The organism is Pelomonas sp. Root1217, from assembly GCF_001425705.1.
Taxonomy (GTDB): Bacteria; Pseudomonadota; Gammaproteobacteria; order Burkholderiales; family Burkholderiaceae_C; genus Pelomonas.
The window spans coordinates 707,872-723,900 of the sequence record NZ_LMDC01000012.1 but is presented as its reverse complement, the minus strand read 5'-3'; the positions used below and the strand labels follow the sequence as shown (position 1 = coordinate 723,900).

The 16,029-nt window shown below is 68.5% G+C and carries 11 protein-coding genes and 1 pseudogene; 7 read left to right on the top strand and 5 right to left on the bottom strand.

Annotated features, from left to right (window positions below; translation table 11 throughout):
- The 3 genes from ASC95_RS12280 to ASC95_RS12270 all read left to right on the top strand — a co-directional run bounded on the left by ASC95_RS12280 (position 1) and on the right by ASC95_RS12270 (position 4,067).
- Positions 1-567, top strand: coding sequence for a YfiR family protein (locus tag ASC95_RS12280; protein ID WP_157256219.1), 567 nt, complete (start codon positions 1-3; stop codon positions 565-567).
- Positions 564-3,293 (top strand): response regulator, encoded by a 2,730-nt coding sequence (locus tag ASC95_RS12275; RefSeq protein WP_057297974.1) that lies wholly within the window; start codon positions 564-566, stop codon positions 3,291-3,293. The genes ASC95_RS12280 and ASC95_RS12275 overlap by 4 nt, the downstream gene beginning before the upstream one ends.
- Positions 3,294-3,464: 171 nt before the next feature.
- The gene (locus ASC95_RS12270; protein ID WP_057297973.1) at positions 3,465-4,067 is read left to right on the top strand and encodes a DUF4337 domain-containing protein; all 603 of its coding nucleotides are present in this window, start codon (positions 3,465-3,467) and stop codon (positions 4,065-4,067) included.
- Positions 4,068-4,209: 142 nt separating this feature from the next.
- Here the strand turns inward: ASC95_RS12270 and ASC95_RS12265 are convergent, their stop codons facing one another.
- Together ASC95_RS12265 and ASC95_RS12260 are read right to left on the bottom strand one after the other, a co-directional pair.
- The gene (locus ASC95_RS12265) at positions 4,210-5,541 is read right to left on the bottom strand and encodes an MBL fold metallo-hydrolase (protein ID WP_157256216.1); all 1,332 of its coding nucleotides are present in this window, start codon (positions 5,539-5,541) and stop codon (positions 4,210-4,212) included.
- 387 nt (positions 5,542-5,928) lie between these two features.
- Positions 5,929-7,047: a hypothetical protein gene (locus ASC95_RS12260; RefSeq protein ID WP_057297971.1), complete on the bottom strand. Its 1,119-nt coding sequence runs from the start codon at positions 7,045-7,047 to the stop codon at positions 5,929-5,931.
- 361 nt (positions 7,048-7,408) lie between these two features.
- On the opposite strand from ASC95_RS12260, the pseudogene ASC95_RS29935 reads away from it, so the two are divergent.
- Positions 7,409-7,560 (top strand): annotated as a pseudogene (locus ASC95_RS29935) (tyrosine-type recombinase/integrase); the annotation flags it as partial.
- A gap of 149 nt (positions 7,561-7,709) precedes the next feature.
- On the opposite strand, the gene ASC95_RS12255 reads toward ASC95_RS29935, so the two are convergent.
- Together ASC95_RS12255 and ASC95_RS12250 are read right to left on the bottom strand one after the other, a co-directional pair.
- The gene (locus tag ASC95_RS12255) at positions 7,710-9,284 is read right to left on the bottom strand and encodes an MFS transporter (RefSeq protein WP_057297970.1); all 1,575 of its coding nucleotides are present in this window, start codon (positions 9,282-9,284) and stop codon (positions 7,710-7,712) included.
- Between the two features lie 177 nt (positions 9,285-9,461).
- A complete protein-coding gene (locus ASC95_RS12250; RefSeq protein ID WP_057297969.1) occupies positions 9,462-11,507 on the bottom strand; it encodes a M13 family metallopeptidase in 2,046 nt (681 codons plus the stop codon).
- Between the two features lie 141 nt (positions 11,508-11,648).
- Here ASC95_RS12250 and ASC95_RS12245 point away from each other — a divergent pair, with 141 nt between their 5' ends.
- Complete coding sequence (locus ASC95_RS12245) at positions 11,649-12,581, top strand: NAD(P)-dependent oxidoreductase (protein ID WP_057297968.1); 933 nt, start codon at positions 11,649-11,651, stop codon at positions 12,579-12,581.
- A 1-nt stretch (position 12,582) separates the two neighbouring features.
- On the opposite strand, the gene ASC95_RS12240 is transcribed toward ASC95_RS12245, so the two are convergent.
- Entirely contained in the window at positions 12,583-12,834 is a 252-nt protein-coding gene (locus tag ASC95_RS12240) for a hypothetical protein (protein ID WP_057297967.1), read from the bottom strand.
- Positions 12,835-12,990: 156 nt separating this feature from the next.
- Between ASC95_RS12240 and ASC95_RS12235 the strand changes: the two genes are divergently transcribed.
- Both ASC95_RS12235 and ASC95_RS12230 read left to right on the top strand, forming a co-directional pair.
- Complete coding sequence (locus tag ASC95_RS12235; protein WP_162250763.1) at positions 12,991-14,280, top strand: M23 family metallopeptidase; 1,290 nt, start codon at positions 12,991-12,993, stop codon at positions 14,278-14,280.
- Positions 14,281-14,435: 155 nt separating this feature from the next.
- Positions 14,436-15,929 (top strand): TonB C-terminal domain-containing protein, encoded by a 1,494-nt coding sequence (locus tag ASC95_RS12230; RefSeq protein WP_057297965.1) that lies wholly within the window; start codon positions 14,436-14,438, stop codon positions 15,927-15,929.
- The last annotated feature ends 100 nt before the right edge of the window (positions 15,930-16,029 follow it).

The window sequence follows — 16,029 nt, the reverse complement described above, 5'->3', positions numbered from 1 at the left end:
GTGGGTTTCGGACGCTCCGTCGCGCTGGCGGCCCTGGCCTGGGCGCTGGGCGGCCTGCCGGCCGGCGCCCAGGCGCCGCTGGTCGAGCGGCAGTCCCGGGTCGAGGCCGCGTTCATGCGCAACTTCGCCCGCTACGTCACCTGGCCCCCGCGGGCCTTTGCCGACGGCGCCATGCCCTGGAACGTCTGCACCGTCGACGAGAACCACTTCGACGCCTCGCTGGAGCAGACCTTTCAGGGCCGGCTCGAACAGGGCCGGCCGTTCACCGTCAGGCGCGCCGTGTCGCCCGAGGCGCTCGCCAGCTGCCACATCGTCTTCGTCGGCGCCATCAGTTCGTCGGTACGCCGGGCGGCACTGGCGCAGCTGAGCGGCCTGCCGGTGCTGACGGTGGGCAACGCGCCGGAGTTCCTCAGCGAGGGCGGCGTCGTGCGCCTGCTGCCCGGCGAGCACATCGAGATGAGCATCAATCTCGACCAGGCACGCCGGTCCTCGCTGGGCATCCCGGCCAAGCTGCTCGAGGTGTCCAGCGAAGTGGTCGAGCACGGCAGCCTGCGGAGGCTCCGGTGACCACCGCGCGGCCGCGCCGCATCCGCAGCGTGCTGATGCTGTCGCTGCTGGTGGCGGCGGTGCTGGTGTTTGCCGCGGGCGCGGCCGGCCTGGTGCTGGTGCAGCGCCTGACCCTCGAACAGCGCGCCCGCGCCCAGGTCGAACCGATGGCGCAATTGATCGCCGTCGGCGCCGAGGCGGCGGTCGCCTTCGGTGACGCGCGGCGCGCGCAGGAGATCCTGGACTCGCTGCGCCCCAACCCGCTGGTGCTGTCCGCCGAGTTGCGCCTGGCCGACGGGCAGCTGCTCGCGCAGCTGCGCGCGCCGCAGGCCATCGAGTGGCCAGCTGCCGCGCCGGGCGGCGGCAGCGAGCCGGGCTTCGCGCTGGCAACCGGGCTCGGCGCGGCCCGCTGGGTGCAAGCGCTGGACGGCGATGCGCGCCTGGTGCTGGTCACCAGCCTGGCCGAGCTGCAGCGTCAGAACCTGGCCGCCATGGTCGCCTTCGGCGCTGCGCTGGTGCTGCTGGGGGCCGCGGTGATGCTGGGCCTGCTGTGGGCGCTGCAACGCTCCATCGGCCGGCCGCTGGCCACGCTGGCGGCGGTGGTCGACGAGGTGCGCGTCAGCGCCGACTACGACCACCGGGTGCCGGTCGAGGGCGCGGATGAACTGGCCCGGCTGGGCGAGGGTTTCAACGCGCTGATGGGCGCGCTGCACGAACGCGACGCCGAGCTGCGCCGCCAGCACACGGCCCTGGAGGACACCGTGGGCCAGCGCACCGCCGAGCTGAGCCACGCGCGCGATGCCGCCGAAGCCGCCAGCATCGCCAAGAGCGCCTTCGTCGCCAACATGAGCCACGAGATCCGCACACCGATGAACGCGATCATCGGCATGTCGGGCCTGGCGCTGGAAGGCGCGCTGCCGCCGCGCGAGCGGGTACACATCCAGAAGGTCAACCGCGCGGCGCGCTCGCTGCTGACCATCCTCAACGACATCCTCGACTTCTCGAAGATCGAAGCCGGCAAACTGATCGTCGAGACCCTGCCCTTCGACCTGCCCGAGGTGCTGGACAACCTAGCCTCCATGTTGGGGCCGCAGGCGCAGGACAAGGGGCTGGAACTGCTGTTCTCGGTGCAGGGTGACCCGCCTCGGCAGTTGCTGGGCGACCCCGTGCGCCTGGGCCAGGTGCTGCTCAACCTGGCCGGCAACGCGGTCAAGTTCACCGATCACGGCGAGGTGCGGGTGAGCGTCGAGACGGTGAGCCGCGAGCGCGAGCGGGCGGTGCTGCGCTTTGCGGTCAGTGACACCGGCATGGGCATTTCCGACGAACTCAGGCAGCGCCTGTTCGAGCCCTTCGAGCAGGCCGACGCCGCAACCAGCCGGCGCCACGGCGGCACCGGGCTGGGGCTGGCGATCAGCCGTCAGCTCGTGCGGCTGATGGGCGGCGAACTCGAGGTCGACAGCCCGGCCGGCGGCGGCAGCCGCTTCTCGTTCGTGCTCAGCCTGGCGGCCCTGCCCGATGCGACGGCCGCCCAACCCGCTGCCGGCCTGCGCGGGCGGCGGGCGCTGGTGGTCGCCGTGCATGCCGCGGCGCGCCGGCTGCATGCCGCGACGCTCGCGCAGGCGGGGCTGCAGGTCGACTGCGCCGCCAACGGCGCCGAGGCGCTGGCGCGGCTGGCGGCGGCCGGGAGCCAAGGCTACGGCCTGGCCGTGCTCGAGCAGCCAATGGCCGGCCTGGACCTGGCCGACTTCGCACGCCGCCTCACCGCCCAAACCACGGGTGGCGCACCGGCCCTGGTGCTGCTGGCCGAGGCAGGCCGCCAGGATCTGAGTCCCACGCTGGCGGTGGCCGCGGTGACAGTGGCCCGGCCGGTGACGCCGTGGTCGCTGCTGGACGCCTGTGCCGAAGCGTCGGGCCTGGGCGGCGAGCACGCCGCCGCCTCGCTGCCACCGCGGCTCGACGTGCGCCTGGACGGCGCGCGCGTGCTGCTCGTGGAGGACAACGAGATCAACCGCGACCTCGCCGCCGAATTGCTCGGCCGGATAGGCGTTGCCGTGGACATGGCCTGCAATGGCCGCGAAGCCCTGGAGCGGCTGGCCACGCACGACTACGACGCCGTGCTGATGGACTGCCAGATGCCGGAGATGGACGGCTTCGAGGCCACGCAGCGGCTGCGCCAGCAGCCACGCTGGCGCGACCTGCCCATCATCGCCATGACCGCCAACGCGATGCTGGGCGACCGCGAGAAGGCGCTCGCCGCCGGCATGAGCGACCACGTCGCCAAGCCGATCAACGTGGCGCACCTGTATGCCACCCTGGCGCGCTGGGTGCGCCCCAGCGCGCCGCTGGTTCGTACGGTGGTCAGCGAGGGCAGCGCTGCCGCCGCGGCCCTGCCCACACCGGGCATCGACATGGCCGGCGCCCTGGGCCGCCTGGGCGGCGACGCCGCGCTGCTGCGGCGCGCCCTCGCCGGCTTTGCCGAGAAGTACCGCAGCTTTGAACAGGACTTCGACGCCGCGCGCAACGCCGGCGACGCAGCAGCGGGTCGCCGCCTGGCGCACGACCTTCAATCCCTGGCCGGCACCTTTGGCATGGACGGGCTGCGCGAAGCCGCGCTGCGGCTGGAGCGGGCGTGCATCGCCGGCATCCATGGCGCCGCGATCGATGCCGCGCTGGACGAAGTGATCACCGCACTCGCGCCCGCGATCTCCGCCAGCGGCTCACTCTGCGCCGCGCCACCGCTGGCCTGAACGCCGCGATCAGCGAATCTTCAGGGACCGGCGCGACGGACGGCAAACAGCAAGGTCAGCAGCAGCGTCTTGGCTTTCATTCGGCTTGCGCAGGAACTGAAGGCCGCGAGATCGCCACAGACAAGGCCTGTGCTGCGCGCATAGTTCCGCCGCCAACTACATACCCCCTCCATGGACCTCGATCCCAAAGACCTCATCGACCAGGCCGCCGAAGCCGCCCAGGAGGCCCGCACCGCACGCCTGAACGCCGCTGTCGCCATCACGGTGGCGATCCTGGCCACCTTCATGGGCATCTGCAAGGTCAAGGACGACAACATCGTGCAAGGCATGCAGCAGGCCCAGGCCGACAAGCTCGACTACTGGGCCTACTTCCAGGCGCGCACCATCCGCGCCGACGTGGCCGAGTCGACCGCCACCCAACTTGAGCTGGCCAAGGCCGGAGCACCCAACGCGCAAGCCGCGGACTACGACAAGGCCATCGCCGGCTACCGTGCCAAGACGGCTGATCAGCTGAAGAAGCGCGATGAACTCAAGGCCCAGGCCGAGGCGGCCCAGACCGCCTACGAGACGCTGAACCGGCGCGACGACCAGTTCGACCTGTCCGACGCCCTGCTCGCCATCGCCATCGCCCTGCTGGCCGTGACGGCGCTGACCCGGCTCTGGCCGCTGTACTTCGTGGCCCTGCTGCCCACCTTCTTCGGCGTGCTGATGGGCGTGGCCGGGCTGATGGACCTGCCCATCCATCCCAACATGCTGTTCCGGTTGCTGTCGTAGCGGTTGCTGCTTGAGCAATGAGAGAGGCGAGGCGCCCTGCGGGACGCCGAGTGCTCTCAGAGAGTCAGGTAGCCGGCAGCTGTCGACCCGTTCCGGTCATCAGGCCGGCCAGATTGGTCGCCGTAAAGCGGTGGCACGCTTGCTAGTGGGACATAGCCGTCGAATCGCGAGTCATCCGCAGCGTCGGATCGAAGGGATGGTCTCGTCTGGCACCTCGCGTGAGGCCAACGGCGTCAGCGTGCTGGCCCGGTCCGAACTGGCGCAATTCGGCAAAGGTCTTCGCCCAGTCGCTCGATGGCTGAAATCCTTCACCACAATCGTCACCGACGCTGGTGGAGGAAACGAGCGTGACGGCATCCAGCAGTAGCTGACTAAATCGCTTCGTATCCGCAAATCCCAGTTTGTTCTTGACGTCGTGATTTGTAGCCGTGACGACGCCGTTCGACGATAGGACGTACTTGTCGAAATACTGCGTTTGCGCAACGAGCGAAACCTTCTGGCCATCCAGATACGCTTTGAGCGCGTCATCCTTGAATGGATACGGCATGCCCGGCCAAAAAGCGTTGAACAGTCCATCCCAGTGGCTCGGCAGGTAAGTCTTCGGATGAATGACCGGGACAACCATTTCCGCAACCGGCTTTCCGCCTGTGCCGATCCATGCGTCGACCTTGGTGAGTCCGGCATCCTTCATTGCAGCGGCCAAGTTACCAAGAGGCGGCCCGAAGTTCACACCGTCGACCACGATGTCCTTGTCCAGATCGAACGCGCTTGCCGAATTGCTGACGAAGAATGAGAGCTGGCCCTCGGGACTGTCTACCGTGAACAGGTAGGCCCTGTTACCGCCCCCGTTGGGGTAGTCCTCTCCAACGCCGGCGCGAAGGCCTCCGGACTTCGGGTCGGGAATCGGCGGTCGATACAGCTCTCGCGCAAAGTGCTGTATCGGATTGCTTGAGTCGCCGCTGTGGTTCCAGCGAACGACACGCATGGTGATGCCGTCGCCCAGTGAAATCTTCTCGCCGCCGCTGACGCTGCGGCATTGGGACCCGGCTATGCCTTGTGCTGCAGCTTGCATGCAAGTGGATGAGCCGCCAATCATCGGGGCGCCGGTCAGTTTCGCCCACGTGGGGGTGTCCCAACTGTGGTCCCAATGACTGTGGCCGACGATAAGCAGATCGAGCTTGTCAGTCCCCAGCATTGCATCGCGCACCTTGGTGATGGAGGCGACGTCGACGCCTGCCGGCTCCTTCGTGTAGGCATACAGATCATTTGCGTAGACCGCAGACGCCGTGAACAAGTTTTCAGGCAGACGGGAGATGTAGCCGTCCATGACGATGCGCTTGTCGCCGACCTTGAAATACCAATTGGCGATCGACATCCAGGTCATTTCCACCGACGGCGGCGCTGCGTTGGCGACCGACGAGAAGATCGCCGCAGCAGCCGCAAAGGGCACCCAGCTCACCAGCTTGTGCTTCATCAAACTTCTCCAGTGGGGCGGATAACCATCTCCAGACGTCGCAGATACGGCATTCGGGCATTTCGTGGGTGTTGATAGGCCGCGTGTATCGCTCGGCAATGCGCACTTCGACGCGGCTAGACACCCCGAAAGCAGACCACTTTAACCGTCGGCTCCTGGCCGGGACCGGGTACCCATGGGGTCGCAGTCAGCTGTCTTTGGCCGGAAGGGTCCTCGCCCAGAAGCTGCGTAGTCCGATGCTCGTGAGCACGCCGTCGCCGCCTTTAGCACCGCGTCTGCTGCTCATGGTCAGTCCGTTATTCTTTTCAAAATCTCGTCGGCGGTGGTCAACGCATAGCGTTGTCCACGACCCCAGCGTCACGTGTGATCGAAGTGGCTGAGGGCTGGTCATCGGGCGGCCTCGCTAGCGGCAGGCCGGTGTAGTTTGACGGGTTGAAAGCGACCGTTTACAACGCCCATGCCGACCGCCGTCCCGCTTGGATCCACGCCGGTCACGAACCTCAGGCTGTCGGCAACGTTTCCTGGTAGCTTGAGATCGCTGTTGCTGTGCCGGTCGCGGACGTAGATCCGGGTGACGTTTTGATCGGGATCAGTGACGAAGCCATAGAGCGTGTCGGCGTCGCCTGCGTTGAGAGTGAGCGTCGACGGCGAAGGCACTTCCAGTGTGATTTGTGCTCCCGCGTCCCAGATGGCGGCCAGCGACGTCGTACCGCGATAGATCTGACCGACGAACTGTCCGGGGGCGATGCGCGCAAGGGCTACGCCGCGCGAATTGGACAGCAGCGTCGGCATCGAGACATCACAGCGTGCGTCAATGCGCCAGTATGCTGGATGAAAACCGTCGGACATACCCACCGCACCGACGATGTAGCCATCATCTGTGATGGCGTGCGCCGCGGTCACGCCGCTGTTGAGGCTCGGATCCGTTGCGGCGACTAAGCTTGGCAGCAATCTGGGCGTGGAGTCATGTGAACACCACAACATGGCGACTGACCGGGACATTCCGTGGTTCACCGCCGGGATCTTGCCAATGCCGATGATTCGGCTGGAAGAATCGATTCCGACGGCTTGCGTCTCCTCGACTTGGGCGAGCGTCGCCAACCGTTTCGCGGCTGCGCCGCCCGGCCAGACGACCGGCAGGAACAGCGGTTGGAAGCGTGCGGCGTCATACGCGTAACCCACAGCGGTGCCATCATTGGCCACGGCTGTCGCGACGCCTTCAGCGAAGCCGTCGATCGACGGCATCGGAACTGCATCACCCTGCTTCAGTGCGAATGCCGTCGAGCACTGCCGGGGGCGGCGGCAGGGGGCGGTCCGGCTCAGCAGGTCTTCGCCATTGGCTACCACATGAGTCCCGTTGACGCTCATCGCGACCACGTTCCCCCATTTGACGGAATTTCCACACTGCGTGCACAACGGTTCGAGCGAGACCGCGTCGGCGAAGCTCGGCGCCCATAAGTCGGTCAGGACTGCGAATATTGTTGCGAGCCGAAGTGAGTGGTACATAACATCCTTTCCATTGTGAAGATCGGGGGAGTAGGCCCTCAGGGCGTGCCGCAGCCGTGAACCCGCGCGTTGTGCAGAAACCACCGCCCGCAACGGCCCGGGGCCGGGCCGGCGTGGCGGTAGTCAGAGAGGCTGGGGACCCCGGAACGGAGAACCGGCATGGTCAAGTGATCAGACCGGCTGATCGGCAGCCGCACTATGCGACATGCGGACCAGCGCGGCGGCCGACGGAGATGGTGAAGATGCACAGGGTGCCGCCTGCAGCCCGTACCGCACTGACTGTTCAAGAGATCGTCTGCGAACCAAAGTGTGAGTCCAGCGATGGGGCAGCAGCTCTTCGATCTGGCTGTTGAACTGGGTGGGCAGCGACATTCGCACCGTGCAGGAACTGCTGGGCCATCCAGACGTGGCGACCACCATGATTTACACGCACGTGCTGCGGATGGTGGCGGCGCCGTGCGAAGCCCGCTGTACGCTTTGCCAGCGATGGGCCGCTTAAGCGAACATTTGTGAGCGGCAGCTCATGGCGGCGAGAGCTGCCCATCACGCGAGCGCGCCGACCGCTGCCAAGCGGACTACGGCATTGGGCTGGAAGCGTCCTTCCAAACCGCCGTCGGTTGTGGCGCGGGCTCCCCAAGTCGGCCCGTGCGCATCCTCGCGTCTCAGCGCTCAACTTTGCGCATCAACGCCGCGGCCACCGCCGCGCCCAGCACGCACAGCGCGGCGCTCACGCCCATCACCCAGCGGTATCCGCTGACGAAAGCCGCGTGGATGGCGTTCTGGGCTGCGGCCCGGGCGGCTGCGTCGATGTCCCGTGGCAGCTCGATGGCCGCGAGCCGGCTCTGCTGCTCCAGCACCAGCGACGCCACGGCGGCAGGCACGTCGTGGTGGTCGAGCTGGCCTCGAAGCGCGACGCCGAATGCCCAGGCCATCAGTGCTCCCAACGCGGCGATGGCCAGCACGCCGGCCGCACGGGACACCGCGTTGTTGATACCCGACGCCACACCGGCCGCGTCGGCGCCCGCTGCATTCATGACGGCCGTGGTCAATGGCGCGACCGTCACGCTCATGCCCACGCCGAGCACCACGATGCCCGGCAGGAAGCCGGTCCAGTAATTGGCTTCGATGGAAGGCAGCGCCAGCGCAGCGAAGCCGGCGCCCGCAATCACGGGGCCGATGGCCAGCGGTGTGCGCGGCCCGACCCGGTCGGCCAGGCCGCCGGCCCAGCGCGACAGAGCAAACATGATCAGGATGAAGGGCAGCAGCGCGGCTCCGGCGGCGGCGGCCGACAGGCCATGCACCTGGATCAGCGCCAGCGGCACGAAGAAGAGGCCACCGCCAAGGGCCGCGTAGACCAGCAAGGTCAGCACGTTGGCGCCGGCAAAGATGGGGTCGCGAAAGAACTGCAGCGGCAGCATGGGCTGCGGTGTACGTTGCTCCACCCACGCGAAGGCCCCCGTCGCAACGACGCCAATCACGAGGGCGGCGATCACGGCGGGCGAATCCCACTGGCGGGCCGGCCCTTCGATGAAGGCGAACACGATGCCGCCCAGGCCCACCGTGACGAGCGCCGCCCCCGACCAGTCCAGCCGCCCCGTGGCTTGCGGGTCGCGAGATTCCGGCACCCGCAGCATCGCCATCGCCGCAACCAGCGCGGCCAGCGGCGCATTCACCATGAAGGCCCAGGTCCAGGAGTAATGGTCGATCAGCCAGCCGCCGATCACCGGCCCGACGGCCGCCGTGATGCCACTGAAGCCGGCCCACGTGCCGATGGCCCGGCCCCGTTCATGCTCGTCAAAAGAGGCACTGATCAGCGCCAGGCTCCCCGGCACCAGCAGGGCTGCACCCACGCCCTGTAACGCGCGCGCGGCGATCAATGCGTTCACGTCGCTTGAGAGCGCGCACAGCACCGAGGCCGCGCCGAAGATCGCCACACCCAGCAGGAAGATGCGGCGGCGCCCGTAGCGGTCGCCCAGCGCGCCGCCAAGCAGGAGCAGCGCGGCCAGCAACAGCGCATACGACTCCACGACCCATTGCACCTGATGCAGCGTCGCATGCAAATCGTTCTGGATTGCCGGCAGTGCGACGTTGACGACCGTGCCGTCGATGAAGGCCATGCCGGAGGCGAGGATCGCGGTCGCCAGCACCCATCGCTGCCTGGCCGGCGAGCAGGGTGATGCCGGAGGGCCGTGGCGGATGGCGGCTTGGTCGCAGGGTGGATGCAGCGCAGCGGTCATGAAACTCCGGCGGGCAATCGAGGTGCCGCACGGTTCTCACCGAGGACACCCGCGCCAGGCACGCCGGGAAATGGGCGCATCCTGCGTGCGCAATGCTACCTTCACGGTCAGTCGCCGCTACCGACAACGCCGCTGCTCATCGCGGCGGCAATGAGCAGCGCCCTCAGCCCGTGTAGATCACCACACCTTGCAATGCTGCCCCGCCGGCTTCACCAGCTTGGCGCCCGGCTTGCACGCAAAGGCCTTCTCGAACTCCGGCATGTTGACGACGACGCCGTTGATGCGCCAGCGCGCCGGCGAGTGCGGGTCGACCTTGGCCTGCACGCGCAGGGCTTCGGGGCGGGCATCGGCGCAGTCCCACTGCGCGAAGCCGACAAAGAAACGCTGCTCGGGCGTCAGGCCGTCGCGGTTCTCGAGCGTCTTGCCGGTCATGTGGGCCTTCCAGGCCTCCCAGGCCAGCACCAGGCCGCCGAGGTCGGCGAGGTCTTCGCCCAGCGTCAGCTTGGAGTTGATCTTGATGTCGTCGACGACGGTGTAGGTGGCGTACTGGTCGGCCACGCAGGCGGCGCGCTTCTCGAATTCCTTGCCGTCCTTCTTGGTCCACCAGTTCTTCAGGTTGCCCTGGGCGTCGAACTGGCGGCCTTCGTCGTCGAAGCCGTGGGTCAGCTCGTGGCCGATGGTGCCGCCGGTGTTGCCGTAGTTGGGTGCCTCGTCCAGCGCTGCGTCGTACAGCGGCGCCTGCAGCACGCCGGCGGGGAAGTTGATGTCGTTCATCTGCGCGTCGTAATACGCGTTCACCGTCTGCGGCGTCATGCCCCACTCGCCGCGGTCCAGCGGCTGGCCGATCTTGGCCAGGCGGCGCTTGGCTTCGAAGGCATTGCCGCGCGTGACGTTGCCCAGGAAATCGCCAGGCTGCACGGCAAAGGCCGAGTAGTCGCGCCAGCGCTCGGGGTAGCCCACCTTGTTGACGATGGCCTTGAGCTTGGCGTGGGCGCGGGCCTTGGTCTCGGCGCTCATCCAGGCCAGGCTGTCGATGGACCGTCCCATCGCCACCTCGATCTCATCGGTCATCTGCACCGCCGCGGCCTTCAGGTCGGGCGTGAAGTTGCGCGCGATGAATTCCTGGCCCAGCGCCTCGCCCATCTGCACGTCGACGAGCTGCACGCAGCGCTTCCAGCGGGGCTTCAGCTGGGGCGTGCCGTGCAGGGTCTGGCCGTAGAAGTCGAAGTTGGCCTGCACGAAACCGTTGTCCAGCGCGGGGCTGAGGCTGCTGGCCAGCTGCCAGCGCAGATAGGTCTTCAGGTCCGCCAGGCTCATCGCGTTGAGGCGCGCGCCGAGTGCCTTGAAGAAGGCCGGCTCGGTGACGTTGTAGCGGGCATGCCAGGGCGTGGTGCCCAGGGCCGCCTGGTAGCTGGCCCAGTCGAAGCCGGGCATCAGCGCCTTCAGGCCGCGCGCGTCGACGACGTGGAAGGTCTTGTAGGGGTCGCGCTTGTCGACCTTGGAGAGCGACGCGCGGGCCAACGTGGTCTCGGTGGCCAGCACGCTGCGCGCCCCCGCCTTGGCGGCCTCGGGCGTGTCGCCCAGCAGCTCGAAGATGCGGGCCACATGGGCCTCGTAGGCTGCGCGGATCTTCAGCGTCTTGTCGTCGCGCTTGAGGTAGTAGTCGCGGTCGGGCAGGCCCAGGCCGCCCGCCGAGGCGAAGGCGATCTGGCGCGTCGCGTCGGCGAAATCCTGGCCCGCGCTGAAGCCGAAGAACAGCCGGTCATTGCCGGCCGCCAGTTGCAACTCCGCGAGCAGGGGCGGCAGGGCCTTCCTGTCCTTCAGCGCGGCAATGCGGTCCAGCGTCGGCTGCAGGCCCTTGAGCCCGGCGGCCTGCACGGCGCCTTCGTCCATGCAGGCGGCGAAGTAGTCACCCAGCTTGGCTTGAGGCCCCGTGCGCTCGGCGCCCGGCTGGCCCAGCTTGTTCAGCACGCCCCACAGGTAGCGCTGGTTCTCGTTGGCCATCTTGGCGTAGACCGACCAGCGCGACTGGTCGGCCGGAATCGGGTTGGTCTTGGTCCAGGCGCCGCAGGCGAAGCGGTAGAGGTCGTCGCAGGGGTCGACGCTGCGGTCCATGGCCGTGACGTCCAGACTGGGCGTGTAGGGCAGGGCGTCGAGCGGGGTTTCATTGGCGGCATGGGCCAGCGTCGCCGCCAGCAGGGCGGACAGCAGCAGTCGTTTCATGGTGAGCAAGCAATTTGAAGTGCAGCGATTGTGGGCGCCCGGCGACGGTCAGCCATTCGTCAGAGGCGCCGACCTTCCGCCTGGATGCGCTGTTGAGGGGTTCGGCCATGATGGGCGCCTTCTGATTGCTGCAATTCGCCCATGGAAACCTTGCTGCTGCTCGTCCCGATCGCCGCCGAACACAAGGCGCTGCTGCTGGAACGATTTCGCGTCATCGACGCTCCCGATGCGACCCGCCGGGCCGCGGCAATAGCGGCCCACGCCGAAGAGATCGATCTCGTGCTGACGAATGGCGGCACCGGCTTCTCCGCCGACGAGATCGCCGCGCTGACCAACCTCAAGCTGCTGGCCGCCCAGGGCGCCGGCTACGAGAACCTCGACGTGGCGGCCGCCAAGGCGGCGGGCGTGCTCATCTGCAACGGTGCCGGCACCAACGACGACTGCGTGGCCGACCACGCCCTGGCCTTGCTGCTGGCCAGCTTGCGCGCACTGCCCCAGCTGGGCGTGGCGCTGCGCGCTGGCGTCTGGCGCGACGCCCTGCCGCTCTTTCCCAACTTCAAGGACCGGCGCCTGGGGGTCATCGGCCTGGGCGGCATCGGCCGCAAGATCGCCACGCGTGCCGCCGCTTTCGGCATGGTCATTGGCTACAGCAACCGCCGCCCGCGGGAGGATGCCGGCGATGCGGTCTATTTCGACAGCGTGATGGCCCTGGCGGCCTGGGCCGACGACCTCGTCGTCGCCACACCCGGCGGGGCGGCCACCCGGCACATCGTCAACGCCGAGGTGCTGGCGGCGCTGGGCGCCGATGGCCATGTCGTCAACATCTCACGCGGCAGCTGCGTGGACACTGCGGCGCTGGCCGCGGCATTGCGGGCCGGGCAGATCGCCGGTGCGGCGCTGGATGTCTATGAAAGCGAGCCTCGCCCGCCTCAGGAGCTTCTGGGCCTGGACAACGTCATCCTGACGCCCCACGTGGCCGGCTGGTCGCCGCAGTCCATCCGCGCCACGGTGGAGAACTTCATCGCCAACGTCGACGCCTGGCGGCGCGGCGAGGCGCTGTTGACGCCGATCTGATTCAGCGCCGCGCCTCCATCACCTCGCTCTCCTCGCGCGCTGCGTACTGGCGGCAGCTGCCTTCCTGGAGCGCCACCTCGGCGGCCAGGCGGCCCATCTGGGTGCTGGCCAGCTCCTGCATCATCAGCACGTCGGTGTCGTCGGGCATGCGCGTCAACTGCGGCTCTTCACGCTCGGCCCGCACCGGACGTCGGCGCGCGAACAGCGCATCGAGGGTCAGCAGGCGGCGGGGGTCGGGCAGGGAGGCCATCATGGAATCTCCGAAAAATGTCGGGCTTGTGGAACAGACGTTATTGCGGCTCCGGCAGCGACAGCCCCCCGCATCAACCCTTCCCTAATTCCGCGGTTGGCGCCTGGCATGCCGGTCCAGATACTGGCCCGGCCGCCACGGCAAGACAAGGAGCCGGCCATGTCCATGCGTCACTTCCTGGCCGCCGCCGTCCTGGCGGCCTGCGCGTCACAGGCCCTGGCTGACGGCTACGCCGCCGTCTGGCGCCCCGGCGCCGGCACGCAATGGGTCAAGGCCGGCGTGTCGGCCGACGAGTTCAAGGCCGCCGACCTCGAATACTTCAAACAGGGCCTGCGCATCGTGTCGCTGACGGTGCGCGACGGCAAGTTGACCGCCGTCTGGCAGCCCGGCACCGGCACGCAATGGGTGCACTGGGACATGAGCGAGTCCGACTTCAAGGCCAAGGACAGCGCCTACTTCAAGCAGGGCCTGCGCATCGCCTCGTTCGCCCTGCACAACGGCCGCTTCGCCGCCGTCTGGCGCCCCGGCAAGGGCACGCAGTGGGTGCACTGGGGCCTGTCGGGCGACCAGTTCAAGGCCAAGGACGCGCCCTATTTCAAGGCTGGCCTGCGCGTCACGCAGATCGAGCTCGACAACGGCAAGCTCGCCGCCGTCTGGCGGCCGGGCAGCGGCACGCAATGGGTCCACTGGGGCATGAGTGGCGGCGGCATGGAAGACAAGGACGCGATCTATTTCCCGCAAGGCCTGCGGCTGACGACGATGTCGTCCGACGGCGGCAGCTACGCGGCCGTCTGGCGCCCCGGCACCGGCACGCAGTACTGGGTGCACCGGCGCTGCTGGACCGACTTGGCGACCGAGGACATGGGGTACTTCGGCAAGGGCCTGCGCCTGGGCTTCCTGAAGCTGCAGGAGGAGGCCCAGGGCGCCTACCACTATCCGTGGAAGAACGGCGTCACGCGCAATGTCGGCCAGGGCAACAACAACCCGCCGCCGGGCTCGCACAACGGCAGCCAGGCTTTCGCCTTCGACTTCATGATGGATTCGGGCACCGAGGTGCGCGCGGCACGCGCCGGCACGGTGGAGTGGGTGCGCCAGAGCCAGACGACGACGTATGACCCCTCCTCGCCAACGACGGCCACCAACCAGCCCTTCACGCCTGGCAGCCACGACAACTGGGGCAACACCGTGCGCATCCGCCACCTGGGCGGCTTCACGAGCTGGTATTTCCACCTGACGCCCAACAGCGTCAAGGTCAAGGAGAACGACAAGGTCCAGGCCGGCACCGTCATCGCGCTGAGCGACAACACGGGCCGCACGACGGGGCCGCATCTGCACTTCCAGGTGCAGGGCGATTCCGCGGACTGGGGCCAGTCGGTCGCCATCAGCTTCAACGGCTGCCAGGTGCCCAAGACGGGCGACAACGTGACCTCGCAGAACGGCAACCCCTGAGGCCCGGCACCAGCCCGGCACGCCCCCCCGCATCCACGGGGCCAGGCGCCCCTGATGGCAACCCGGTGCTGATCGGCCCGCACGTCTGACGACAATGGACGCATGCGCTGCCAGGATCTCTCCGAGCTGAATCGCCCCCTCCTGGTGGGGCTGGCTTGAGCCGCTGGTCCTCAGGCCCCAGCCTCGCGCAGGCGCTCGCCGCTGACACCACCGCCCCTTCCTGGCCGCGCAGATCGCGCTCCGGCCCGGCGCGTGCCCTGCTGATCTCCGTGTTGGCCCATGGGCTGCTGCTGAGCCTGACCTTTGGCGGTGAAGGCCTGGGCCTGCCCGGCCTGAGCCTGCCCTGGCAGGCGCGCCGCGCCGAAGTGCCCGACCTGCGCGTCGTGCTGGTCACCCCGCCGCCAGCGCCTGCCGCAGAGCCACCGCGTCTGCCCGCCGAGCCGGTCGCGCCAGCTGACACCCCGGCGGCGGCAGCGCCGCGCGCCCCTGCGGCCGACGACGCCCCCGCACCCGCCCCTGCTCCAGCCGTCATCGCCGTGGAGCGGCCCAGCGAGACGACCTGGACGGTGCCGCCGCAACCTCCGGCCTCCGCCCCCGTCATCGCCGCCCTCTCGGCTGCCTCCAGCGCCCTGACCATGCTGACGCGCGACGACAGCACGCGCACCGCCCTGGACCGCGAGGCCCGCGAGCGCGTCACCGAAATGGCCCAGCTCGACCGCGCCAGGCGCGACACCCAACAGCAGGCCCAGCAGCAGACCGAAAAGCTGGCCGAAGCGGAACGACTGGAGACCGCGAAACAGGAAGCGGCCCGGCAGGAAGCCGCTCGCAAGGAGGCTGCACGGCTTGAGGCTGCGGCCCGGGCCGAGGCGGCGCGGCTGGAAGCCGAACGCCAGGAGGCCCAGCGCCAGGCCGCCGCCAAGCAGGAAGCAGCTCGCCTGGAGACCGAACGCCGACTCGCGGCGCAACAGGACGCGGCTCGGCAGGAGACAGCTCGCGCCGAGGCCGCTCGTGCGGAAACCGCCCGGCAAGAGGCAGCCCGCCAGGAAGCCGCGCGCACCGAAGCGGCCCGCACGGCTGCAGAGGCCGCCAGGCAGGAGGCCGCGCGGCAGGAAACGGGGCGCCAGGAGGTGGCCCGCGCCGCGGCCGCCAAGCTGGCCGAGGCCAAGGCCGCCGAGGAACAGCGCGAAGCCCGGCTGCGCGCCATCGGCCAGCAGCTCAACGACGAAGCCGCCAAACGTGATGCCCAACGGGACGCTGCACGCCAGGCCCAATCCAACCTGCCCTCGTCCTGGAGCAGCGCCCGCCGTGGTCGACTCTTTGGCCGCACGGATGCCAACGCCGAGATGGTGCTCTACGCCGAGGCCTGGGCGCGAAAGATCCAGCTCAATCAAACCTTCGATCTCGTTCGCGAGGCGGTCAAGCAGCCCTACACCGACCCACTCGTGACCGTGGCCCTGCGCGCCGACGGCACGGTGGAGTCGGTCAGCTTCTACCGCTCCAGCGGCGTGCCGGCGCTGGATGACGCCATCCGCAAGGTGATCGAAAGCCAGGCCAACTACCCGGCCTTCACGCCGGCATTGGCGCGCGAGTACGACGTCATCGAGATCCGCCGCACCTGGCATTTCGATTCGGCGATCCGGTTGTACTGAGGGCTGTTGATCGTCGGTCCGGTTACAGCTGCGCATGACGACTGACTGAGCCAAGGCGGGCTCACGAAGCCCTTGGGAGCGATATTTGCCGGCCTCGGGC